Origin of the sequence: Streptomyces corallincola, from assembly GCF_019104725.1 — a bacterium.
Lineage (GTDB): Bacteria > Actinomycetota > Actinomycetes > Streptomycetales > Streptomycetaceae > Streptomyces > Streptomyces corallincola.
In genome coordinates, this window is record NZ_JAHRXF010000016.1 from 19,399 (window position 1) to 41,700 (window position 22,302).

The 22,302-nt window shown below is 72.6% G+C and carries 20 protein-coding genes and 1 riboswitch; of the genes, 2 read left to right on the forward strand and 18 right to left on the reverse strand.

Going from position 1 to position 22,302, the window contains the following annotated elements; genetic code table 11:
- Positions 1 to 184: 184 nt before the first annotated feature.
- Entirely contained in the window at positions 185 to 1,399 is a 1,215-nt protein-coding gene (locus KUM39_RS13105; RefSeq protein ID WP_217785758.1) for an MBL fold metallo-hydrolase, read from the reverse strand.
- 206 nt (positions 1,400 to 1,605) lie between these two features.
- On the opposite strand from KUM39_RS13105, the gene KUM39_RS13110 reads away from it, so the two are divergent.
- Positions 1,606 to 2,784, forward strand: coding sequence for a Glu/Leu/Phe/Val dehydrogenase dimerization domain-containing protein (locus tag KUM39_RS13110; protein WP_217785759.1), 1,179 nt, complete (start codon positions 1,606 to 1,608; stop codon positions 2,782 to 2,784).
- Positions 2,785 to 2,883: 99 nt separating this feature from the next.
- On the opposite strand, the gene KUM39_RS13115 is transcribed toward KUM39_RS13110, so the two are convergent.
- Both KUM39_RS13115 and KUM39_RS13120 read right to left on the reverse strand, forming a co-directional pair.
- The gene (locus tag KUM39_RS13115) at positions 2,884 to 3,669 is read right to left on the reverse strand and encodes an SGNH/GDSL hydrolase family protein (protein WP_217785830.1); all 786 of its coding nucleotides are present in this window, start codon (positions 3,667 to 3,669) and stop codon (positions 2,884 to 2,886) included.
- Positions 3,670 to 3,961: 292 nt separating this feature from the next.
- Entirely contained in the window at positions 3,962 to 4,894 is a 933-nt protein-coding gene (locus KUM39_RS13120; protein ID WP_217785760.1) for a M23 family metallopeptidase, read from the reverse strand.
- Positions 4,895 to 4,899: 5 nt separating this feature from the next.
- A riboswitch (cyclic di-AMP (ydaO/yuaA leader) is annotated at positions 4,900 to 5,054 on the reverse strand.
- Positions 5,055 to 5,494: 440 nt separating this feature from the next.
- On the opposite strand from KUM39_RS13120, the gene KUM39_RS13125 reads away from it, so the two are divergent.
- Positions 5,495 to 6,292 carry a tyrosine-protein phosphatase gene (locus KUM39_RS13125; protein WP_217785761.1) on the forward strand — a complete coding sequence of 266 codons (798 nt, stop codon included), beginning with the start codon at positions 5,495 to 5,497 and terminating at the stop codon, positions 6,290 to 6,292.
- A gap of 80 nt (positions 6,293 to 6,372) precedes the next feature.
- On the opposite strand, the gene KUM39_RS13130 is transcribed toward KUM39_RS13125, so the two are convergent.
- From KUM39_RS13130 to KUM39_RS13195, 15 genes are all read right to left on the reverse strand, one after another.
- Entirely contained in the window at positions 6,373 to 6,495 is a 123-nt protein-coding gene (locus KUM39_RS13130; protein WP_217785762.1) for a DUF6126 family protein, read from the reverse strand.
- Positions 6,492 to 7,118: a helix-turn-helix domain-containing protein gene (locus tag KUM39_RS13135; RefSeq protein WP_217785763.1), complete on the reverse strand. Its 627-nt coding sequence runs from the start codon at positions 7,116 to 7,118 to the stop codon at positions 6,492 to 6,494. Before KUM39_RS13135 ends, KUM39_RS13130 begins: the two co-directional genes overlap by 4 nt.
- 148 nt (positions 7,119 to 7,266) lie before the next feature.
- Positions 7,267 to 8,652 carry an aspartate aminotransferase family protein gene (locus KUM39_RS13140; protein WP_217785764.1) on the reverse strand — a complete coding sequence of 462 codons (1,386 nt, stop codon included), beginning with the start codon at positions 8,650 to 8,652 and terminating at the stop codon, positions 7,267 to 7,269.
- Positions 8,649 to 10,559: a 1-deoxy-D-xylulose-5-phosphate synthase gene (gene dxs, locus KUM39_RS13145; protein WP_217785765.1), complete on the reverse strand. Its 1,911-nt coding sequence runs from the start codon at positions 10,557 to 10,559 to the stop codon at positions 8,649 to 8,651. Before dxs ends, KUM39_RS13140 begins: the two co-directional genes overlap by 4 nt.
- A 165-nt stretch (positions 10,560 to 10,724) precedes the next feature.
- Positions 10,725 to 11,747: an adenosyl-hopene transferase HpnH gene (gene hpnH, locus KUM39_RS13150; RefSeq protein WP_217785766.1), complete on the reverse strand. Its 1,023-nt coding sequence runs from the start codon at positions 11,745 to 11,747 to the stop codon at positions 10,725 to 10,727.
- Positions 11,748 to 11,753: 6 nt separating this feature from the next.
- Complete coding sequence (locus KUM39_RS13155) at positions 11,754 to 12,395, reverse strand: phosphorylase family protein (RefSeq protein ID WP_217785767.1); 642 nt, start codon at positions 12,393 to 12,395, stop codon at positions 11,754 to 11,756.
- Positions 12,396 to 14,432, reverse strand: a complete 2,037-nt coding sequence (gene shc / locus KUM39_RS13160; protein ID WP_217785768.1) for a squalene--hopene cyclase — start codon at positions 14,430 to 14,432, stop codon at positions 12,396 to 12,398.
- Between the two features lie 112 nt (positions 14,433 to 14,544).
- Entirely contained in the window at positions 14,545 to 15,618 is a 1,074-nt protein-coding gene (locus KUM39_RS13165; protein WP_217785769.1) for a polyprenyl synthetase family protein, read from the reverse strand.
- A gap of 59 nt (positions 15,619 to 15,677) precedes the next feature.
- Positions 15,678 to 17,195: a hydroxysqualene dehydroxylase HpnE gene (hpnE, locus tag KUM39_RS13170; RefSeq protein ID WP_217785770.1), complete on the reverse strand. Its 1,518-nt coding sequence runs from the start codon at positions 17,193 to 17,195 to the stop codon at positions 15,678 to 15,680.
- Positions 17,192 to 17,341 (reverse strand): DUF6380 family protein, encoded by a 150-nt coding sequence (locus KUM39_RS28780; protein ID WP_372455749.1) that lies wholly within the window; start codon positions 17,339 to 17,341, stop codon positions 17,192 to 17,194. Before KUM39_RS28780 ends, hpnE begins: the two co-directional genes overlap by 4 nt.
- Positions 17,341 to 18,291, reverse strand: coding sequence for a presqualene diphosphate synthase HpnD (hpnD, locus tag KUM39_RS13175; protein ID WP_217785771.1), 951 nt, complete (start codon positions 18,289 to 18,291; stop codon positions 17,341 to 17,343). The genes KUM39_RS28780 and hpnD overlap by 1 nt, the downstream gene beginning before the upstream one ends.
- Positions 18,288 to 19,184 carry a squalene synthase HpnC gene (gene hpnC, locus KUM39_RS13180; RefSeq protein WP_217785772.1) on the reverse strand — a complete coding sequence of 299 codons (897 nt, stop codon included), beginning with the start codon at positions 19,182 to 19,184 and terminating at the stop codon, positions 18,288 to 18,290. Before hpnC ends, hpnD begins: the two co-directional genes overlap by 4 nt.
- A 416-nt stretch (positions 19,185 to 19,600) precedes the next feature.
- On the reverse strand, positions 19,601 to 20,401 hold the full coding sequence (locus KUM39_RS13185; protein ID WP_217785773.1) for an ABC transporter ATP-binding protein: 801 nt from the start codon (positions 20,399 to 20,401) through the stop codon (positions 19,601 to 19,603).
- Positions 20,394 to 21,326 (reverse strand): ABC transporter permease, encoded by a 933-nt coding sequence (locus tag KUM39_RS13190; protein WP_217785774.1) that lies wholly within the window; start codon positions 21,324 to 21,326, stop codon positions 20,394 to 20,396. Before KUM39_RS13190 ends, KUM39_RS13185 begins: the two co-directional genes overlap by 8 nt.
- Positions 21,327 to 21,427: 101 nt before the next feature.
- On the reverse strand, positions 21,428 to 22,300 hold the full coding sequence (locus KUM39_RS13195; protein WP_217785775.1) for a glycosyltransferase family 2 protein: 873 nt from the start codon (positions 22,298 to 22,300) through the stop codon (positions 21,428 to 21,430).
- Between the last annotated feature and the right edge of the window lie 2 nt (positions 22,301 to 22,302).

Genomic DNA, 22,302 nt, shown 5'->3' on the forward strand with positions numbered 1-22,302 from the left:
TACGCACGAGTGTGCGTACCGGCCATCGGAGCAAACCCAGCAAACTCAGCGAACCCGGCGGCTCGGTGCCGGACCCGGCCGACACCGGACCCCAGCCGAGACCGCCCGGCCGACACCGGCCCCGCCGACACCGGACTCCAGCGTCTCCGGGCTCCGGCGTCTCCGTACCCAGCCGTCTCCGGACTCAGCCGTCCGACGCGAGATCCAGCTCCGCCTGCGCCGCCGGAGCGGCACCCGCGGCCGTCCCCGTCCCGGACGCCGCTCCCGGCTTCCGGCGCCACGGAGCCGTCACCGGGTCCGCGGCCACACGCCACCACCGCTCGGCCGGGATCTCCCCGCCGGGCTCGAAGGGCTGGCCGGGCCGGGGCAGCGCGACGGTCTGCCCGGCGTCCTCGGCGGCGTCGGCGGTCCACTCGCCGGGCTCGGCCCAGGCGTGCATGGCCAGGTTGAAGGTGCCCCAGTGGATCGGGAGCAGCACCCCGTGCGGGGCGCCGCCCTGGAGGTCCAGGTGGGCGCGGACACCCTCCTCGGGGGTCATGTGGATGTCGGGCCACAGCTCGCCGTACGCGCCGATCTGGATCATGGTGGCGTCGAACGGGCCGTGCTCGGCGCCGATGCCCTTGAAGCCCTCGAAGTAGCCGGTGTCGCCGCTGTGGTAGATCCGGTGCCGGTCGCCCGCGACGGTCCAGGAGGCCCACAGGGTCTGCTGGGCGTTGCGCAGGCCGCGCCCGCAGAAGTGGCGGGCCGGGGTGGCGGTCAGCGTGAGGCCGCCGACCTTGGTGGCCTCCTGCCAGTCGAGTTCGCGCAGCCGGTCGGCGGACACGCCCCAGTGTTCCAGGTGCGCGCCCACGCCCAGCGGCACCGCGAACACGGTCTCGGTCCCGGCCAGCGCCTTGATGGTGGGCATGTCCAGGTGGTCGTAGTGGTCGTGGGAGATGACGACCACGTCCACCGGGCCGAGCGCGGTCAGCGGGACGGGCACCGGGTGCAGCCGCTTGGGTCCCGCGAAGGAGAACGGGGAGCAGCGCTCGCCCCAGACCGGGTCGAACAGCACCCGGTGGCCGTCAATCTCGGCGAGCACGCTGGAGTGGCCGAGCCAGGTCACCCGGAGTCCGGTGGCGGGCGGCCGGGCGATGTCGGCGAGGGTGGTGGGGTACACCGGGACCGTGCCGCTCGGGGAGCGCAGCGGGCGGGTGTCCTTGTCGAAGAATGCCTTGGCGAGTTCCAGCGAGGAGGCGTCCGGGCGGCTGCCGCCCCTGCCTCCGGGGTTCTGGAAGACACCGTCCTTGAAATGGGGCGAGCGCCGGATACGGGCGAGTCGCTCACCGCGCGGTTCCGCGCCGAAGGCTTCGGGTCGCAGCGAGCCGAGCCCGAAACGCTGGGAACGCAGACCGGTCACGGTACCTCCAGATGACATCGGTGAGTCCTCCATTATGGTCGCCCCGCGCAACCGTTCGGTGGGGCGGGGTATTCCCCGGCGGGGGCGCGCCGAGCGCGTTGACAGCCTCCGCGACGGCTTCCGATACTGGCCCGCGCCCCGGCCGCCCGCCCGGCCCCGCGCTCGCCACCAGGCCCTTTCACCGTCTCCCCGTACCCGGAGCCCTCATGACCACCCCGCTCATCTCGCTCGTCTGGACCGACCACGTCACCGGCCGCCGGGGCTTCCTCGTCGTGGACCGGCTGGTACGGGGCGTGTCCAGCGGCGGACTGCGGATGCGGCCGGGCTGCACGCTGGAGGAAGTGGCCGGACTGGCGCGCGGGATGACGATGAAGGAGGCACTGCACTACGACCCGGCGGCCCGGTACGTCCCGCTCGGCGGCGCCAAGGGCGGCATCGACTGCGACCCGCGCGACCCGGAGGCGTACGGACTGCTGGTCCGCTACCTGCGCGCGATGCGGCCGTACGTCGAGAGCTGCTGGACCACCGGTGAGGACCTGGGGCTGACCCAGGATCTGGTGGACCGGGCGGCGGCCGAGGCGGGGCTCGTGTCGTCGGTGCAGGCGGTGTATCCGCTGCTGGACGACGAGTCGGCGGCCCGGCGACGGCTCGCGGACGCGTTCGCCGCCGAGGTGGACGGCATCGGCCTGGACGAACTGGCGGGCGGCTGCGGGGTGGCGGAGTCGGTTCTGACGGCGCTGGACCGGGCGGCGGTACCGCACCGGGGCACGCGGGTTGCGCTTCAGGGCTTCGGCACGATGGGCGGGGCGACGGCGCGGTTCCTGGCGCGGGCGGGTCTGTCGGTGGTCGCGGTGGCCGATGTGAAGGGCACCATCGCCCACCCGGACGGCCTGGACGTGGAGGCGCTGCTCGCGGCGCGGGACGCGTTCGGCACGGTGGACCGCGCGGCGCTGCGGCCCGACGACCGTGAACTGCCGGGCGACGCCTGGCTGTCGGCGGACGCGGAGGTACTGGTCCCGGCCGCGGTGTCGTACGCGGTCGGCGCGGCGGAGGCCGGTCTGATCACCGCCCGCTGGGTGGTGGAGGCCGCCAACATGCCCGTACTGCCGGAGGCGGAGGCCGCGCTGACGGCGCGCGGGGTGACGGTGCTCCCGGACGTGGTGGTCAACTCCGCCACCAACGCCTGGTGGTGGTGGACGCTGTTCGGGGACATCGGCCCGGCCCCGGAGGAGGCGTTCGCACACATCCGCCGGGCGATGCGGGCCCTGGTCGGCCTGGTCCTGGACCGCGCGGACCGGGACGCCACCACCCCGCGCGCGGCCGCCCACGCGGTGGCGGCGGACCGCCTGCCGGTGATCGGGGAACGCTTCGGGTGGTACCGCTGAGGGCCGCGCGGCCACCCCGCAGTCACTCCGCCCCGCGCGGGCCGGGTCGGGGCCCGACCGACCCCGGCCCGGCCCGCCCGCGAGCCACTTCGACCGGACTCACGCCACGGAGGCGATACGCATCCGGATGTCCTCGGGGGACAGCGCGCCCTTCGCGGTGACCGTGTCGCCGGAGGACTCACCGCGCAGGCGGCGGCCGATCCACGGCACCAGGTACTCGCGGGCCCACTGCACATCGTCGCGGCGGACCTCCAGGGTGCCGCGCGGCGGGAGCATCGGCCAGGGCTGCTCGGGGTCGGCGGGTACGGGGAGGCCGAGCACCTGGGCGGCGCGCAGGCCGACACGGGTGTGGCCCTCGGGCGAGAGGTGGAGCCGGTCACCGTCCCAGGCCCTGCGGTCCTGTATGGACCGCAGCGACCACAGGTCGAGCACGGGGCAGCCGTACCGGTCGGCCACGGCGCGCACATGCCCGTTGTACGTGGCGATCTTGCCGCGCAGGTGCTTGAGGACGGGAACACCACGGGTGTCGAAGCCGGTGGTGACCAGGACGGTGCCCGCGACGGCGGAGAGCCGGGCCACGGCCCGCTCGAACCGCTCGGCCACCTCGTCCGGATCGGTGCCGGGCCGGATGATGTCGTTGCCACCGGCGCAGAAGGAGACCAGGTCGGGGGCGAGTGCGACGGCCTGGTCGAGCTGGTCGGCCATGATCTGGTCGAGCAGCTTCCCGCGCACGGCGAGGTTGCTGTAGGTGAAGTCGCCCTCGGGGCGGAGGTCCGCGAGCAGGACCGCGAGGCGGTCCGCCCAGCCCACGAACGCCCCGTCGGGGCCGGGGTCACCGACGCCCTCGGTGAAGCTGTCCCCCACCGCCACGTACGACCCGATCATCGCTCTGCTGTCACTCTTCGAATCGTCTGCCACGTCGCGCCATGATTCACCTCGCGGTGTGACCTACGCGACCGTAGGAAAGGGTTGACGAACGGTGACATGAGACACCCTTAAATATTCTGTCAACTCCGGAATACACCCACCGGTCAACATGTTGATCCGCCGACCCGCGTTGATCCACTGTTGATCCATCGACTCATGCCGCTCATGACATGAGTCGCGTTGAGCGGCATTGAGCGGCATAAAGGCCGGACCCCGGTGACCGGGGTCCGGCGTCAATGGTTGACGGTTCCTAGAGACCGACCCCGTGCGCCCGCAGATACGTGACCGGGTCCATGTCGGAGCCGTACCCGGCCGCGGTGCGGATCTCGAAGTGCAGATGCGGGCCGGTGACATTGCCGGTCGCGCCGGACAGCCCGAGCCGCTCCCCCTCGGTCACCGACTCCCCCACCACGACGGACAACTGGGACAGGTGCGCGTACTGCGCGTACCGCCCGTCGTGCAGCCGGACGACGACCTGATTGCCGTACGCGCCGCCCCACCCGGCGGAGACGACGGTTCCGGCGGCGACGGAGCGCACGGTCGTACCGGTGGGGACGACGAAGTCGATGCCGGTGTGATAGCCGCTGGACCACATGCCGCCCGGCACGTGATAGCCGGTGCCGATGGTCGCGCCGACGACGGGCAGCGCGTACCCGGTGGCCGTACTCGGCGCGGTGGGCGCGGACTTCGGCGCGGCGGAGGGGCGTTCGGGCGCGGGGCGCGAGGGGCGCGAGGGGCGCGGCGGAGTGGCGGGCCGGGCGGGCGCGGGGGCGGAGCGGCCGTCGAGGGCGAGCTTGAGGCCGGGGTGGATCAGCGAGGGGTCGCCGCCCACGGCCTGGCGGTTGTCGTCGTAGATGCGCTGCCAGCCGCCGTCCACGGCGTGCTCTTCGGCGATCTTCGCCAGCCAGTCGCCGGACCGGACGGTGTAGGTGCGCGTGCCCTGCGGCCGGTGGTCGGGGGTCTGCCGCTCGGCGGACACGGTGGGGGCGGAGGGCGCGGCGGAAGGGGCGGAGGGCGCGGGCGCCGTGGCGGGCCGGGCGGCGGCCGGATGGCCGGGGGCCGCGTGGGCGCCGGTGGCGCCGATGAGCGGCAGGGCGAGGGCGGCCCCGCCGGTTCCGGCGACGGCGATGGAGCGGCCGAGTCGGTGGGGCTTGGGACGTCTGTGCTTACCCGAGGCGGGCATGGCGCTGTTCCTCTCCGGCGCCTGCGAGGTGAGCTGTCGGGTTCGGGCTGGAGTTGCCCGGCCGCTTGCGCGGCTGCACCCCAAGCCTGTCGCGGAGACCGTGACGGGCGTTGATGCCGGTGGGTCCCCCGCTCCTGCCGGGCACGGGTCATGGGTGTGGGAGGTCCGGTCGGCGGCAGGATTCGGCGTTCCGTCCGGATCTGCGGTGAACGTAAGCGGCGAGGACACGGCCCGACAAGCAAACGGTTCCTCCGCCCGCGCGCCCCGAAGATCCACCAGCCCGTTTCATGGTCACGTTGGGTGAGACGGAGAGGATCACGGTCCCCAACTCCCCAGGAAACATCGCCTATTACGTGTCCCTGACACGCGACGCAGGGTCAGAATATGACACTCCTCACGCATGGGGACTTCATGTCACCCCATTACCGGGCGAGTTGACAGAGAAAGCCCCATTGCCTACAGAAGGCCCACAGCGCACGGAAGCGGACAAGTGTCCCGCCTGCGACGGTGTCCGGGCCGCTCCCGGACCCGGCGTCGTATCGTCGTCGCCATGACCGCCCGCGAGCCGCGCGGGCGGGGCCGGCCCGAAGGAGAGCCCCCGTGACGCAGCAGGTCCCCTCGACCGAAGCCGGGCTGACCGGTGTGCGCAACTTCCGCGACGTGGGCGGACTGCCCACCGCGGACGGGCGCCGGGTGCGCCCCGGTGTGCTGTTCCGCAGCGGCCATCTCGCGCACGCGACCGCCGCGGACGCCGTCTTCCTGGGGTCGCTGGGCCTGCGTACCGTGTTCGACTTCCGCAACGCGGCCGACCAGAGGCTGGAGGGCCCGGACGTCGAGCTGCCCGGCGTGCGGAACGTGAACCTGCCGCTCAGCGACCCGGCGGACGGTGCCGAGTTCTGGCGGATGGTCCGCGACGGCGACGTGGACCAGCTCCGGGACATCCTCGACGGCACCAAGGGCACCGACCGCATGATCGCGTCGTACCGCGCGATGGTCACCGAGCGCACCGACGAACACGCGCGGGTGCTCGGCGCGCTGGCCGACGACAGTCTGCCCGCGCTGATGCACTGCGCCGCCGGGAAGGACCGGGCGGGTGTCTCGGTCGCCGTCACACTGCTCGCCGTCGGCGTGGAGCGGGACGCGGTCGTCGCGGACTACCTGGAGTCCAACGCCCCGCACCGGCGCTACCGGGTGCGCCGCGGCGGCAACGCCGAAACCGCGCACACCCCCGAGGTGATGGAGCTGCTCAGCCCCCTGTTCGACGCACGCGCCGAGTACCTGCTGGCCGCGCTGAGCCGGATCGAGGAGGTCTGGGGCGACTTCGACACCTACTACGAGCGCGGGCTGAACCTGACCCCGGAGGCACGGGAACGGCTGCGCGACCACCTCGTGCACTGAGCCCCGCCCCAGCCCCGGCCCGGCACCCGCACCCGGCCCACCCCGAGTCCCCCGCCCCCGCCCCTGTCCCGTCGTACGGCTCAGCTCTTGGCGCCCACCGAGAACAGCAGGTACAGGAACGCGGCCAGTACGTGCCCCAGCGCGATGTAGATGATGAGCCGAATCCACAGGGACCGGGGGAACTTCTCCTCGATGTCGGTCATGACGACTGCTCTCCGGTGGTCGGGCCCAGGCACAGCGTGGCCGTGGGACTCTGCAAGAGGGTGTGGACGAACAGCAGCTCGACCCCTTCGTGGTCCTCGGCGGCGAGCCGGTGCGGGGTGAGCGAGTCGAAGTGGGCGCTGTCGCCGGGCGCGAGGAGGTGCGCGGTGTCCCCGAGGCGCAGCCGGAGCCGCCCCTTCAGGACGTACAGCCACTCCTCACCGGGGTGGACGCGCACGATGTCGCCCTGCGCGCCGTACGGCACCTGGACGCGCAGGGCCTGCATGCCGCGCCCCTGGGCCCCGGCCCGGAGGTAGGTCCAGCCACCGGCGCGGGTGGGTTCCATGTCGGCGGCACGGACGACGGAGTCCCGGTCGGCTGCGGATTCACCGAGCAGGTCGGAGACGGTCGTACCGTAGACGCGGGCCAGTGCGAGCAGCATGGGCAGCGAGGGCTGGCGCAGGCCGGTCTCCAGCCGGGAGAGGTGGGCCGGGGAGAGCCCGGCGGAGCGGGCGGCGGCCTCCAGGGTGAGGGCCGCGCGCCGCCGCAGGGCGCGGAGTTGAGGCGCGACGGCGGGCAGCGGATCGCCGCCCTCCCCCGCCGGTACGGCGTCCGAGGCGTTCATGCCTCCATTCAGCCGGAACCTTGCCTCCGGGGCAATTTTCTTGCCTCAGAGGCAAAATCCCCGCCCCAAGCCCAACCCCAACCCCCGCCCCCAAGCCCAAGCCCAAGCCCAAGCCCAAGCCAAGCCCGAGCCAAGCGCCGAAGCTCCCTCAGCGGTTGGCCACCGCCTGCTTGATCAGCGTCTTCCCGAAGTCCCACATCAGTCCGCCCCCGCTGTGCGCGTCGTCCATGACGGCGGTGAACGCGTCCACGAACCGGTCCACGTCGGCCTCGTCCAGCACCAGCGGCGGGATCAGCTTGATGACCTCCAGGTGGTCGCCGGAGACCTGGGTGAGAATCCGGTGCCGCTGGAGCAGGGGTACGACCACCATCTGCGCGAACAGGCCCTTGCGGGCGGCCTGGAGCATGGTCCAGCGACCGCGCAGCTTCAGCGAGGTCGGGCGGCCGAACTCGATGCCGATCATCAGGCCCCGGCCGCGTACGTCGGCCAGCAGCTCGTAGGTGTCGATGAGGGCGGCGAGCCGGGACCTGAGGAGTTCGCCGGTGGTGCGGACGTTGGCGACGATCTGCTCGTTCTCCATGACCGACAGCACGGCGAGTCCGGCGGCCATCGCCTGCGCGTTGGCGCCGAAGCTGGCGGAGTGGACCAGGACGCGGTCCATCGAGGAGTAGACCTTCTTGAAGATCCAGTCCCGGCCGAGGGTGGCGCTGACCGGGACGTAGCCGCCGGAGAGCGCCTTGGCTACGCAGACCAGGTCGGGTTCGACGCCGTCTTCGTGCTGGTAGGCGTAGAAGTCGCCGGTGCGGCCGAGGCCGGTCTGCACCTCGTCCGCGATGAGCAACGCCTTGTGCTTGCGCAGGAGTTCCTGGGCGGCGAGGAGATAGCCGGGCGGGGCCTCGTGGACGCCCTTGCCCTGGATGGGCTCCACGATGAGGGCGGCGACGTCGCCCTTCCTCAGCTCGCGGGCGAGCGCGTCGAGGTCTCCGAGGGGGATCGCGGTGTCGGGCAGCAGCGGGGCGAAGCCGTCGCGGAAGCCGTCCTCGCCGTTGACCGACAGGGAGCCGGTGGTCAGCCCGTGGAAGGCGTGGTCGCAGTACAGGACGCGGGGTTTCCCGGTGGCGTACCGGGCGAACTTCAGGGCGGTCTCGACGGCCTCGGTGCCGCTGTTGCCGAAGAACACCCGGTCCAGGTGCGGGCTGTGCGCCAGCAGGCGTTCCGCGAGCAGGCCGGGCAGCGGCTGGCAGTCGAACCGGGTGAGGTCGGCGAGGTCGGCGTCCAGTACGTCGTGCAGCGCCTTGCGGACGACCGGGTGGTGGCGGCCCAGGCCCATCACACCGAACCCGGCGAGCATGTCCAGGTGGTCGTTGCCGTCGGCGTCGAAGAAGTGGGCGCCCTCGGCCCGTTCGTAGACCCTGTCGAAGCCGATGGTGTGCAGCATGCGCGGGAGCTGCGGGTTGAGGTACTTGGCGTGCAGCTCGTAGCGCTCGGCTCCCCGCTCGGCGAGGAGCGCGCCGAGGTCGAACTCCGTGGTCATTCAGTCGTCTCCTTGAGAGTGCCCAGGTCGGTGGCCGGTTCGTGCGCGGCGAGGGCGGCTCCGATCCGGCCGGCGATCTCCACGGGGGTCAGCCCGATGTCGGCCAGCACCTCGCCGCGCTTGGCGTGCGCGAGGAACTGCTCCGGGATGCCGAACCGGCGTACCGGTACGTCCACGTCGGCGTCCCCGAGGGCGAGCGCGACCGCCGAACCGACCCCGGCGGCGCGGCTGTTGTCCTCCACGACGGCGACCAGCCGGTGCCGGGCCGCGAGCGGGGGCAGCGCCGGATCGACGGGTTTCACCCAGCGCGGGTCCACGACGGTGCAGCCGATGCCGCGTGCGGCGAGCAGGTCGGCGGCCTGGAGGCAGACCGGCGCCATCACGCCGACGGCGACGAGCAGCACCTCGGGCGCGGTGTCGCGGCGCAGCACGTCCAGGCCGCCGACCTGGTCGAGCGCCGGGATGTCCGGGCCGACGGACTCCTTGGGGAAGCGGATCAGGGTGGGCGCGTCCGCCACGTCCACGGCCTCGCGGAGCTGGGCGCGCAGCTGTCCGGCGTCGCGGGGGGCGGCGATGCGCAGACCGGGCACGACCTGGAGGATGGACATGTCCCACATGCCGTTGTGCGAGGGCCCGTCCACCCCGGTGACCCCGGCGCGGTCCAGGACGAACGTCACCCCGCACCTGTGCAGGGCCACGTCCATCAGGAGCTGGTCGAAGGCGCGGTTGAGGAACGTGGCGTAGACGGCGACGACGGGGTGCAGGCCGCCGGTGGCGAGTCCGGCGGCGGAGACGGTGGCGTGCTGCTCCGCGATGCCCACGTCCCAGACCCGGCCGGGGAAGCGGGCGGCGAAGGCGCCGAGTCCCACGGGGTGCAGCATGGCGGCGGTGACGGCGACGACGTCCGGGCGCTCCTCCCCGATGCGCACGATCTCGTCGCCGAACACGGAGGTCCAGGAGGGTGCGGCGGCCGGGGTGAGCGGCTCGCAGGTCAGCGGGTCCATCACGCCGACGGTGTGGAAGCGGTCCTCGTCGTGCGCGAGGGCGGGTTCGTAGCCGCGGCCCTTCTCGGTGAGGCAGTGCACGACGACCGGGCCGCCGAACCGCTTGGCGCGGCGCAGCGCGGACTCGACGGCGGCGATGTCGTGGCCGTCGATGGGGCCGACGTACTTCAGGCCCAGGTCCTCGAACATGCCCTGCGGTGCGACGGCGTCCTTGAGGCCCTTCTTGGCGCCGTGCAGCGAGTCGTAGAGGGTGCCGCCGACCACGGGGGTGCGCTGGAGGACGTCCTTGCCCCAGGCGAGGAAGCGTTCGTAGCCGTCGGTGGTGCGCAGGGTGGCCAGGTGGTTGGCGAGGCCGCCGATGGTGGGCGCGTAGGAGCGCTCGTTGTCGTTGACGACGATGATCAGCGGGCGGTCCTTGGCGGCGGCGATGTTGTTCAGCGCCTCCCAGGCCATGCCGCCGGTGAGCGCGCCGTCCCCGATGAGGGCGACCACGTGTCCCCCGGTGCCGCGCACCTGGTGGGCCTTGGCGAGCCCGTCGGCCCAGCCGAGCGCGGTGGAGGCGTGGCTGTTCTCGATGACGTCGTGCTCGGACTCCTCGCGCGAGGGGTAGCCGGACAGGCCGCCCTTGCCGCGCAGCTTGGAGAAGTCCTGGCGTCCCGTCAGCAGTTTGTGCACATAGCTCTGGTGGCCGGTGTCCAGCAGAATCCGGTCCACCGGCGAGGCGAAGACCCGGTGCAGGGCGATGGTCAGCTCGACCACGCCCAGGTTGGGTCCGAGGTGTCCGCCGGTCCGGGACACCGCCTCCACCAGGAACTGGCGTATCTCCTCGGACAGCGCGCCGAGTTCCGTCTCGGACAGCTTCCTCAGGTCGCGCGGGTGCCGGATGTTCTCCAGGATCGTCACGCTGGCCCCCTCTCGGTCCGTGCCGTGCTGTCTGCCGGTCCGCTCCGTGCGGCGGGGTGGAGCCGACCGCCACCGGCCCGGCCCGGACCGCCCGCGACAGGTGCCGCGGGCGGCGGGACGGGCCGGAACCCCGGAGAGCGCTCCGGGGGTACGGCGGTCACGGGCCTACTCCCGGTTCCCGGAGACGGTCTCGCGCATCGCCCGCAGGGACTCCTTCAGGGAGCCCATCGTGGCGAGGACGGCGGTCGGCTCGTAGCCGCAGTGCGCCATGCAGTTGGCGCAGCGCGGGTCCTTGCCCCGGCCGTACTTGTCCCAGTCGGTGTCCTCGACCAGTTCGCGGTACGTGGGGACGTACCCGTCGCTCATCAGGTAGCAGGGGCGCTGCCAGCCGAAGAGGGAGTAGTTGGGGATCGCCCAGGCCGTGCAGGGGAAATCGACCTTGCCCTCCAGGAAGTCCAGGAAGAGCGGGGAGTGGTTGAGCCGCCAGCGGCGCCGGTTGCCGCCCGCGAACGCCTTCTTGAAGAGTTCGCGGGTCTGCTCGACGCCGAGGAAGTGCTCCTGGTCGGGGGCCTTCTCGTAGGCGTAGGCGGGCGAGATCATCATCTCGTCCACCTCCAGGTCGTCATTGAGGAAGTTGAGCACCTCGATGATCGTCTGGGGGGTGTCGGTGTTGAAGAAGGTGGAGTTGGTGGTCACCCGGAAGCCCTGCCGCTTGGCCTCCTTGATGGCCTCGACCGCCTCGTCGAACACGCCCTCCTTGGCGACGGACTCGTCGTGCCGCTCTCGCAGCCCGTCGATGTGCACCGCGAAGGCGAAGTAGGGCGAGGGGGTGAACTTCTCCATCTTCTTGCGCAGCAGCATGGCGTTGGTGCAGAGGAAGACGTACTTCTTCTTCGCCACCAGCTGCCGCACGATCTCGTCGATCTGCGGGTGCATCAACGGTTCGCCACCGGCGATGGAGACCATCGGCGCACCGGACTCCAGCACCGCGCCGACGGCCTGCGCGACCGGCATGCGCTGTTTCAGCACGCCCGCCGGGTGCTGGATCTTGCCGCAGCCCTCGCACTTGAGGTTGCAGGCGAACAGCGGCTCCAGCTCGACGATCAGCGGGAACTTGTCGCGCTTGCGGATCTTCTGTTCGGCCAGGTATGTAGCGACCTTGATGGACTGGCGCAGCGGCATGGCCATCTGGGCTCACCTCCGGGGGAGCAGCAATGAACGGTGCCAATCGAAAAACGCGGGAAGAACGGACCGAAGAACGCGGAAAGCCGATATTCCACCGCGTACCGTGCCGATCCGGACGAGTTCATGTTCTGGAGCGTCCACGACCACCCGGACGGCCGCAACCGGGCGCGCACCGGCGCCCGAGGCGGTCCGGAGCGTGGCGGCGGACTCCATGTCCACCGCGAGCGCCCCGGTGGCGCGCAGCGCGGACCGTTCGGGGCCGCGGACCACGTGGTCGGAACCGGTCAGCGGACCGGTGTGGACGGTGCGGCCGGGCAGCAGCCGCGTGAGTTCCTCGACGAGCAGTTCGGTGCCCTCGCACGGGACGGTCCCGTACGTGTCGCGGGTCTCCTCGGCGACGATCAGGTCGCCGGGGTGGGTGCCGGGGGCGAGCCCGGCGCAGAACCCGGTGGCCAGCACGGCCGCACCGGCCAGCGCCGGGTCCGCCAGATGTCCGGCGACCGACCGCTCGGCCGCCTTCGGGCCCATTCCGGTCCGTACGAGGCGGTACGGGCCGCCGGGCACGCCGCGTGCGCCGGTGCGCAGCGCGAGGTGCTCGATGCCGAGCGCGCAGGCGATCAGCAGCGGGGCCGGGGCGGGCGCGCCGTCCACTCAGCCCTCCCCGGCGGCGCCGCGGCCGTGCGGCCGGGCGGTACGGGCCAGCGGGGGGCGCTCGAAGGGGTCGCCGTTGAGGTAGCGGCCGAGCGCGGTGAGCGGGAACACCTGCCGGTACAGGTGGTAGTTGATGGAGAAGTCCCAGGGGAAGCCGGTGCCGGTGAAGTACGGCTCGTCCCAGGAGCCGTCCTCGGCCTGGGTCTCCACCAGCCACCGCACCCCGCGCTCGACGGCGGCGGAGTCCCGTTCCCCCGCCGCGAGCAGCGCCATCAGCGCCCACGCGGTCTGCGAGGCGGTGGAGACCCCGCGTCCGCTCCACTCCCTGGCGTACCGGTAGGAGCGCAGGTCCTCGCCCCAGCCGCCGTCCTCGTTCTGGACGCGCTCCAGCCAGGTCACCGCGCGCCGGATCGCCGGGTGGGTGCCGGGCAGTCCGGCGGCGGTCAGGGCGGGCACCACCGAGCCGGTGCCGTACACGTAGTTGACGCCCCAGCGGCCGAACCACGAGCCGTCCGGCTCCTGTTCGGCGAGCAGCCAGTCGATGCCGCGCCGGGTGCGCGGGTCGTGGGCGAGGCCCTCGGCGGCCAGCATCTCCACCACGTGCGCGGTGACATCGGCGGACGGCGGGTCGATGACCTCGCCGAAGTCGCAGAACGGCAGCCGGTTGGGGAACTTGCTGGTGTTGTCCACGTCGAACGCGCCCCAGGCGCCGTTCTTCGACTGCATCCCGAGGTTCCAGCGGACCGCGCGGCCGAGGGCGCCCTCCACCCGGTCGGGGTCGTGGTGGCGGACCCGGCGCAGCGCGAGGGCCACCTCGGCGGTGTCGTCGATGTCCGGGTAGTTGTCGTTGTGGAACTCGAACGCCCAGCCGCCCGGCGGGAGTTGGGGCCGCTTGACGGCCCAGTCGCCGCGCCGGACGATCTCCTCCCCGAGCATCCAGTCGGCGGCTCTGACCAGTCTGGGGTCGTCGGCGGGCACTCCGGCGTCCGCCAGCGCGATGACGGCGAGGCAGGTGTCCCACACCGGCGACTGGCACGCCTCGATCATCCGGGAGCCGTCCTCGCGCCACACCGCGAACCGGTCCAGTGACTCAAGTCCCGCGCGCATCACGGGGTGTTCGAGGTCGTAGCCGAGCAAGTGCAGCGCGATGACCGAGTAGACGGCCGGGGGCTGGATGCCGCCCCAGCAGCCGTCGTTCTCCTGGCGCTCGATGATCCAGCGGGCCGCCGTACGCATCGCCGCCTTGCGCAGCCGACGCGGCGCCACCTTGCGGAACCGGTGCAGCACCTTGTCGAGCCGCTGGAACGCACCGTCCCAACTGGCCACCGGAGCGAGGGACTTGGCGGGATTCGGGTCGGCCGGGTCGGTGTGCAGCTCGTCCAGCGGGAACGGCGCGGGCCGCACCGGGCGGTGCGCGGAGACCACGGTGAGCGGCACGATGGTCTGCCGCGCCCAGCAGCCGAAGTCGTAGATGTTCAGCGGCACCCAGGTCGGCAGGTAGATGATCTCGGGCGGGAGTTCGGGCAGGTCCTCCCACTTCCACCAGCCGAACAGAGCGAGCCAGATCCGGGTGAAGACCCGGGCCCCCGCGATCCCCCCGCGCTCGCGGACCCAGGCGGAGGCGCGGGCCATGTGCGGGGCGTCGGGCGCGTCCCCGGCGAGCCGCAGCGCGACGTACGCCTCCACGGTGGCGGACAGGTCTCCCGGGCCGCCGTGGAAGGTGGCCCAGGCGCCGTCCTCGCGCTGCTGCCCGCGCACGAACAGCGCGGAGGCGCGGGTGGTCGCCTCGTCGCGGATGCCGAGGAACTGGCGGAGCAGCAGGTCCTCGGCGTCCATCGTGACGTTGGTCTCCAGATCGCCCTTCCACCAGCCCTGGTCGTCCTGGAGGGCGAGCAGGAACTCGGTGGCGCGGCGGGTGGCGCGGGCGGCCGTGTCCCGCGTCCCGGCCGCCTCGTGGGCGGTGCGGTCGGTGTCACTGGCCGCGGCAGCGCGGGACGGCAGGGCCGCCCCGGTGCTTCCGTCGGTCGTCGCTGTCATGGCTTCCCCTTCGTGCAGTCGTGAGTCGTGCTGCTGTGGGTCCGCCGTCGGCCGGCCCGCCCCTCGCGGGGGCGTCCGGCCGGCGACTACGCGAGGCTCCGGCCGATGGCGCTCATCTCTTCCGTACGACGACGAAGTCGGCGAGCGCCGCGAACGCGTCGCGCACCCGGTCGGGCATGTCCACGGCGTCCAGCGCGTCAAGGGCGACGCGGTGCTGGCGGCGTGCCTCCTCGGCGGTCCATTCGCGGCCCCCGGCCTCCTCGATGAGGGCGGCGCGGGCGGCGAACTCGGCCTCGGAGAAGTTCTCGAAGTCGCTGCTCTTGGCGTCGGCGGCGAGCATCTCGCCGAGCCGCTCGGAGGCCGGGCCCCCGGCCGCGAGGGCGGCGACCACGGGCAGCGACTTCTTGCGCTGGCGCAGATCGCTCCAGGTCTGCTTGCCGGTGGAATCCGGGTCGCCCCAGATGCCGAGCAGGTCGTCCACCGCCTGGAAGGCGAGGCCGAGGTGGTGGCCGTAGCGCTCCAGGGTGTCGGCGGTGCGGTCGTCGGCGCCGCCGAGGACGGCGCCGATGGAGCTGGACGCGGCGAGCAGGGCGCCGGTCTTGTTGCCCTCCATCTCCAGGCACTCCGCGACGCTGACCCGGTCGCGGTGCTCGTAGGAGATGTCCTGCGCCTGACCGTCGATCAGGGCCCGGGTGGCGCTGGTGAGCCGCCGGGTGGCGCGGCCCGCCTCGACGGTGCCGAGCTCCAGCAGCACCTCGTTGGCGAGGGCGAACAGGGCGTCACCGACCAGAATCGCCTGGGCGGGGCCGTGCACCTTCCACACCGTGTCGCGGTGCCTGCGCTGCTCGTCGCCGTCCATCAGGTCGTCGTGCAGCAGCGAGAAGTTGTGCACCAGCTCCACGGCGACCGCGCCGGGCACGCCGGTCTCGGGGGCGGCGCCGGTGACCTCGGCGGAGAGCACCGCGAGGGCGGGACGCACGGCCTTGCCGCCGTCGCCGTCGGCCGGGTTTCCGGCAGCGTCGATCCAGCCGAAGTGGTAGGCGGCGACGGTGTCCATCGGAGGGGCCAGCCGGTCCACGGCCGCGCGCAGGACCGGTGCGGCCAGGGTGCGCCCGCGCTCCAGGAGCGCGGTCACGTCCACCTCGGCTCTCCGGGCGGGCGTCGGGGCCGGGGGAACAGTGGGCACAGTCTCTCCTCTTGTCGCGGTACCGGGGGTGCGCGGGGCTGCCGCGTACGGTTGGGCCGTCACCGGGCACCGCCTCGCGGGGCGCCGGTGGCCTGCGGCTGTCGGCCGGGGGTGCGGAGGTGTTCCGCGAAGTCGGGTCCGGGGGCGGGACGGGCCGTCGCGTCGGCCGTGTAGAGGCCGCGCGGACGGGCTCTGCCCAGCGCGCCGAGGGCCGCGTCGGCGGCGGACACCCCGCTGCGGACGGCGCCCTCCATCGTCGCGGGCCAGCCGGTGGCGGTCCATGCCCCGGCCAGGTAGAGGCCGGGTTCCCGGGTGCGGGCGCCGGGGCGGAGCCGGGCGGTGCCGGGTGCGGGGGCGAAGGTGGCGGTGCGTTCGCGGGTGACGAAGAAGTCCCGTACCTCGGCACCCCGCGCGCGGGGCAACAGCCGCTCCAGCTCCGGCAGATACCGCTCGCGCAGCTCCGCCACGGGGGTGTCGATCTCGCCCTGTGCGGCGGACTGGGACAGCGCCAGATACTGGCCGTCCGTCAGCCCGGAGGCGTGGGTACGGTCGAACACCCACTGCACGGGGCTGCCGAGGGCGGCGAAGAACGGCCGGGTGAGCACGGTGCGGTCGTAGACGACGTGCACGTTGAGGATGGGCGCGGTGTCCAGCTCCAGCAGGCGCTCGGGGGCGTCCAGCGCGCCGGGCGGCAGCAGGGCGTGCGCCTCGCGCTGGGGTACGGCGAGGACGACCGCGTCGGCGGACCTCGTCCCGCCGGGAACCCGAACGCTCCAGCCGCCGTTCTCCTGGGGGGAGACGGAGGTGACGCGTGTACGGACCTCGGTACGCACGCCCGCGGCGTCGAGCGCCCTGCGGGCCAGCCGGTCGTGCAGTTCGCCCAGCGGCACATGGGCCCAGCCGATGTCGGCCGCGCCCGGGTCGGACAGCAGACCGGTCTTGAACACCATCGCGGCGAGTGCCAGCGAGGCGTCGCCCGCGACCGCGTTGAGCGTGGCGACCCCGACCAGGTCCCAGAGGGCCTCGACGGCGCGCGCCGACTGGCCGTGCGTGGCCAGCCAGCCGCCGAAGTCCTGTGCGTCGAGGGCCGGATCGGCGAGGTCGAGACGTCTCAGCGCGAGTGCGGCGCGGCCGACGGCGGCGCGCTCGGCGAGCGAGAGGTGCGGGTAGGCCGCGAGGCTGCGGCCGAGGTGCAGGGGCACGGGCAGCGCGTCGCGACGCAGCCGCCCGAGTCTGCGCCCGGCGGGCCGTCTCGGGTCGAGAACGGGCACGTCGAGACGATCCTGCAGCGGGGCGAGCGCGGCCGCGCCGATCCGGTCGAGGAACCAGCGGTAGGCGGTGCAGCAGCGCAGGTAGACGTGCTGGCCGTTGTCCACGGTCAGTTCGCCGCGCCGGAAGGAGAAGGCGAGGCCGCCGAGCCGGGGCCGGGTCTCCAGCAGGGTCACGGCGAGGCCCGCGTCGGCGAGGGCGAGCGCGGCGGTGACGCCCGCGAGGCCGCCGCCGACGACGACGGCACGCCGGTGCCCCTCCGGTGTGTCCTCACCGGACGCCTGTGGGTGGCGTGGCCCCTCGCTCATCGTGCGTCCTTCCCCGTGTGCCGCGCGTGCTGGATGAACGGTGCACGGTCGGCCGTCGCAGTCAGGGACGCCACGCCGGTGCGGAGGGTTGCCCTTCGCATCCGGCGCCCGCGCGCCGCGGGGTCGGCAGGGTCTACGCGGTCCATCAGGCGCGCCTCCTGACGGGCCGCCGGGAGGCGTGCCGGGTGTCCAGGCCGGAGAGTCCGCGCACGGCGACGTACGCCTTCTCGTGTCCGGGGAGCGAGACCCGGCCGCGCAGCACGGCCTCGGGGTCGCGTTCGATACGGTCCAGCAGGCGGCGGTAGATACCGGCCATCGCGGCGACGCAGGCGCCGCTGCGCCGGTCCAGCATGGGCAGCAGCCGGTAGCCCTCGGCGAACAGGGCGCGGGCGCGCCGTACTTCGAAGTGGACGAGCCCGGCGAAGTCGGAGCCCGGCGGCGGGGTCGGACCGGCGAACCCGGCCGAGCAGCCGAACTTGGCGAGGTCGTCGGCGGGCAGATACGTACGGCCGCCCTCGGCGTCCTCGCGGACGTCGCGCAGGATGTTGGTGAGCTGGAGGGCGAGGCCGAGGGTGTCGGCGTACTCGGGGGCGCGTTCGGCGCCGCGCGCCCCGCGTTCGGTGCCGAAGACACCGAGCGAGAGGCGGCCGATGGCCCCGGCGACGCAGCGGCAGTAGACCTTGAGGTCGTCCCAGGTCTCGTAGGTCTCGCCGCGCAGGTCCATCTGGACGCCGTCGATCAGCTCGTCGAGCCCTTCGAGCGGGATCGGGAAGACGCGGGCGGCGTGCGCGAGGGCGACGCCCACCGGGTCGGTGTCGTCCTCCGCGACCTCACCGGCGCGGACCCGGGCGAGCAGGGTGCGGGTCTCCTCCAGCCGGGCCACCTTGGCGTCGCCGGGCAGGTCGCCGTCGCCGATGTCGTCCACGCGCCGGGAGAAGGCGTAGAGCGCCGACATGGCGCGGCGCTTGGCGGACGGCAGCAGGCGGATGCCGTAGGCGAAGTTGCGGGCCTGCTGCCCGGTGACGGTCTCGCAGTAGCCGTAGGCGGCGAGTACCGGCGCGGACGCGTGTGGTACGGACTCCACGGTCCGGATCACCCCTCTCCTCGCAGGGTCGTGCCCACCTCGCGCAGCAACTGGACCTTGCCGGGGCGGGGCGGGCCGGGAAGTACGTCGTACGCGGCGGCGGCGATCGCGCCGACCGCCGCCCTACCCCCCGCCACGAACCCCGCCAGCAGCAGCTTCAGTCTGCCGTGGACGCTACCCACCAGGGGGGCGCCTTCATTCAGCAGATCGCGGGCGCGTTGCGCTTCGTACGCGACCAGGGCGCGCACCGACGCGCCCGTGGTTTGCGCGGCGAGGTCGGTTTCGGTGACGTGGAACCGCTTCATGTCCTCGGCCGGGAGGTAGATCCGGTCGCGGGCGAGGTCCTCCGCGACGTCCTGGAGGTGCTCCACGATCTGCAGCGCGGTGCAGACCGCGTCCGAGAGGCGGACGCGTTCGGGGGTGGAGGTACCGGTGACGGCGAGGACGAGGCGGCCGACGGGGTTCGCGGAGAGTTCGCAGTAGGCGAGGAGGTCCTCGTAGGTCTCGTAGCGGGCGACGAGCTGGTCCTGGCGGTTGGCGGCGATCAGGCCGTGGAACGGCTCGGGGGTCAGACCGCGACCGCGCACGGTCGGCTGGAGGCGGCGCAGCAGGGGGTGGCGGGGGGTGCCGTCGAAGACGCGGGCGAGGTCGGCCTCGAAGGCGTCGAGCAGGCCGTGCCGGTCGGCGGCGTCGGCCTCGGAGACGCCGAGGGCGCGGGCGTCGGCTCCACCGGGGGCGAGGTCGCCGTCGCCGATGTCGTCCACCAGGCGGGCGAAGCCGTAGACGGCCATGAGGTCGGCGCGCCAGGCACGGGGCAGGAAGAAGGGGGCCACGGGGAAGTTCTCGCTCGCGGCCTTGTCCAGGGTGGCGCGTTCCAGTCCGGGCGCCGTACCGCTTCCCGTCATCGCGCGCTGCCCGGGGCGGGGACGGCACGTGCTGCGCTGAGCCGGGGAGTTTCCGTAGCCATTGCCGTCACATCTCCCGTTCTACACTGCCTACCCAATACACACTATTTCGGACACGCCGCCCAGTCCTGCGCAGGGACTCCGGCGGAGGGTGTCGCGCATTATCGCCCCACTTGCCGCTTTACGGGACCGCTACAGCTTACGTTGTACAACGCAGCGTGGTCCGCCGGGGTGTCCCGCACGTCACAACAACACGTCGATCGCCGTCAAGATTCCTGAGCCGACCGGAAGTTGACACCCTTTTTCCCTGCGGCACTCCCCCTTTCCCCCTGCGGCACTCCCCGCGGCCCTCCCCCGCGGCACGGCGACGGCCCCGCCCGGAGCGTTCCGGACGGGGCCGCGGGGTACGTCGTCGGCTACTTGCCGGTGAACTTCTCGTACTCCCCGAGCACCTCTTCGGTGGGCCCGTCCATGCGCAGCTCGCCGCGCTCCAGCCACAGGACGCGGTCGCAGGTGTCGCGGATGGACTTGTTGTTGTGGCTGACCAGGAAGACCGTACCGGCCTCCTTGCGCAGCTCCCGGATACGGGCCTCGGAGCGCTTCTGGAACTTGCGGTCACCGGTGGCCAGCGCCTCGTCGATCATGAGGACGTCGTGGTCCTTGGCGGCGGCGATGGAGAACCGCAGCCGCGCGGCCATGCCGGAGGAGTACGTCCGCATCGGCAGCGTGATGAAGTCGCCCTTCTCGTTGATCCCCGAGAAGTCCACGATGCCCTGGTAGCGCTCCTTGACCTGCTCACGGGACATGCCCATCGCCAGGCCGCCCAGGATGACGTTCCGCTCGCCGGTGAGGTCGTTCATCAGGGCCGCGTTCACGCCCAGCAGCGAGGGCTGGCCGTCGGTGTAGACCTTGCCGCTCTCGGCGGGCAGCAGACCGGCGATGGCCCGCAGCAGCGTGGACTTGCCGGAGCCGTTGGACCCGATCAGGCCGATGGCCTCGCCGCGCCGGGCGACGAAGGAGACACCGCGCACCGCGTGCACCTTGCGCACCCCCCGCTCGTCGCCGCGCCGCAGGATGCGGCTGAGCGCGGAGGTCGCGCTGCCCTTGCCCGTCCTGGCGCCGTTGACGCGGTAGACGATGTGCAGTTCGTCGGCGATGACCGTGGGACGCGGGTCGCGGTCCCGTACGAGGTCGCGCTCAGGGGTCTGCTCAGCCACGGCCGTACCGCTCCTCAGCCTTCCAGAAGTACACGAAGCCGCCCACGAAGAAGACCACGGCCCAGCCCAGCGCGATGCCCCAGACGTGCGGGGGCAGGTTCTGCGCGGCGCCGTAGCCGTCGATCAGGGCGAACCGCATCAGGTCCATGTAGACGGCGGCCGGGTTGATCTGGAGCAGCAGCTTGGCCCACTCCGGGCGGTCCTTGAGCATCCCGGAGATGGAGAACATGACACCGGAGGCGTACATCCAGGTCCGCAGCAGGAACGGCATCAGCTGCGCGAGGTCGGGTGTCTTCGCCCCGGCCCGCGCCACGATCAGCGCCAGCCCGGTGTTGAACAGCAGCTGGAGCAGCAGGATCGGGATGATCAGCAGCCACGACATGCCGGGGTAGTTGCCGAACCCGATGGCCACCAGGAACATCACGATCAGCGAGAACAGCAGCTGCTGGAGCTGCTGGAGCGAGAACGAGATCGGCAGCGCGGCGCGCGGGAAGTGCAGCGCGCGCACCAGGCCGAGGTTGCCGGAGATCGCGCGGACCCCGGACATCACCGAACTCTGCGTGAAGGTGAACACGAAGACACCGGTCACCAGGAACGGGATGTAGACGTCCTTGGACATGCCCCGGCTGGCGTGCAGGATGACGCCGAAGATGAAGTAGTACACGGCCGCGTTCAGCAGCGGGGTCGCCACCTGCCAGAGCTGGCCGAGTTTGGCCTGGCTGTACTGCGCGGTCAGCTTCGCCTGGGAGAAGGCGATGATGAAGTGGCGCCTCCCCCACAGCTGCTTCACGTACGCGCCGAGCGAGGGGCGGGCGCCGCTCACCGCGAGCCCGTACTTGGCGGCGAGGGCCGCCGGGGTCAGTCCCTCGTCGGGCGACGGGGCCGCGCTCACCGCGACACCTCCGTCATTGGTTCTCTCACTCACAGGCGGATGCTCTCGTCGTCGGGTCCGTCATGTTCGTCGTGCGCGCTGTCCGGGTCCCTCCCCCGGCGCGCCGCGCACGTGGACCCGCAGGGTCGAGCTTGTCAGATGACGGGCGGCCGGCCCAGCCGGGTGAGCCGCCAGACCGTGCGCCACCGCATGGGGCGCCGGGGTCCGCAGGGGGCGGTCCAGCCCTCCTTGAAGCCGCCGAACCATGCCTTCAGCGCCGGTCCGGACGGGCGGCGCGCCAGGGTGAGCAGCAGCCAGACCCCGAGGTAGACGGGGACCAGGAGGGCGGGGAGGTTGCGCCGGGCCAGCCAGACCCGGTTGCGGGCGACCATGCGGTGGTAGACCGCGTGCCGGGAGGGGGCGGTCGTCGGGTGGTACAGCACCATGTCCGACCGGTAGTCGATCATCCACCCGGCGTCCAGGGCACGCCAGGCGAGGTCGGTCTCCTCATGGGCGTAGAAGAACTCGTCCGGCAACCCGCCGACCTGGGCGAAGACCGCGGTGCGGACCGCGTTGGCGCCGCCGAGGAAGGTGGTCACGCGGGAGGAGCGCATCGGGTCGGCGGCGCGCAGCCGGGGCACGTGCCGACGCTGGGTCGCGCCGGTCTCCGGGTCCGCGATGCGGAAGCTGACGATGCCGAGCCGGTCGTCGTCCGCGAAGGCGCGGCGGCACAGTTCGGCGGTGTCGTTGCGGGCGAGCAGGCCGTCGTCGTCGAGGAAGAGGAGGACGTCCACGTCCCCTCCGCCGGGGCCGAACGCCTGGATGCCGACGTTGCGCCCGCCGGGGATGCCCAGGTTCTCCGGGAGTTCGACGGTCCGTACGCCCTCGGGGACGTCCGGGACGGGCGATCCGTTGCCGACGACGACGACCTCGACCGGGTCGCCGTCCTGCTTGGCGACCGAGTCGATGAGCGCACGGAGTTCGTCGGGGCGGTTGCCCATCGTGATGATGACGGCGCCGATCTTCATAC

Bases quoted from the DNA above. Each gene is read 5' to 3' on its own strand.
- KUM39_RS13110 (WP_217785759.1), top strand. From the start codon at position 1,606: ATGACCACCCCGCTCATCTCGCTCGTCTGGACCGACCACGTCACCGGC.
- KUM39_RS13115 (WP_217785830.1), bottom strand. From the start codon at position 3,669: ATGATCGGGTCGTACGTGGCGGTGGGGGACAGCTTCACCGAGGGCGTC.
- KUM39_RS13120 (WP_217785760.1), bottom strand. From the start codon at position 4,894: ATGCCCGCCTCGGGTAAGCACAGACGTCCCAAGCCCCACCGACTCGGC.
- KUM39_RS13130 (WP_217785762.1), bottom strand. From the start codon at position 6,495: ATGACCGACATCGAGGAGAAGTTCCCCCGGTCCCTGTGGATTCGGCTC.
- KUM39_RS13135 (WP_217785763.1), bottom strand. From the start codon at position 7,118: ATGAACGCCTCGGACGCCGTACCGGCGGGGGAGGGCGGCGATCCGCTG.
- KUM39_RS13140 (WP_217785764.1), bottom strand. From the start codon at position 8,652: ATGACCACGGAGTTCGACCTCGGCGCGCTCCTCGCCGAGCGGGGAGCC.
- hpnH (WP_217785766.1), bottom strand. From the start codon at position 11,747: ATGGCCATGCCGCTGCGCCAGTCCATCAAGGTCGCTACATACCTGGCC.
- shc (WP_217785768.1), bottom strand. From the start codon at position 14,432: ATGACAGCGACGACCGACGGAAGCACCGGGGCGGCCCTGCCGTCCCGC.
- hpnE (WP_217785770.1), bottom strand. From the start codon at position 17,195: ATGAGCGAGGGGCCACGCCACCCACAGGCGTCCGGTGAGGACACACCG.
- KUM39_RS28780 (WP_372455749.1), bottom strand. From the start codon at position 17,341: ATGGACCGCGTAGACCCTGCCGACCCCGCGGCGCGCGGGCGCCGGATG.
- hpnC (WP_217785772.1), bottom strand. From the start codon at position 19,184: ATGACGGGAAGCGGTACGGCGCCCGGACTGGAACGCGCCACCCTGGAC.
- KUM39_RS13195 (WP_217785775.1), bottom strand. From the start codon at position 22,300: ATGAAGATCGGCGCCGTCATCATCACGATGGGCAACCGCCCCGACGAA.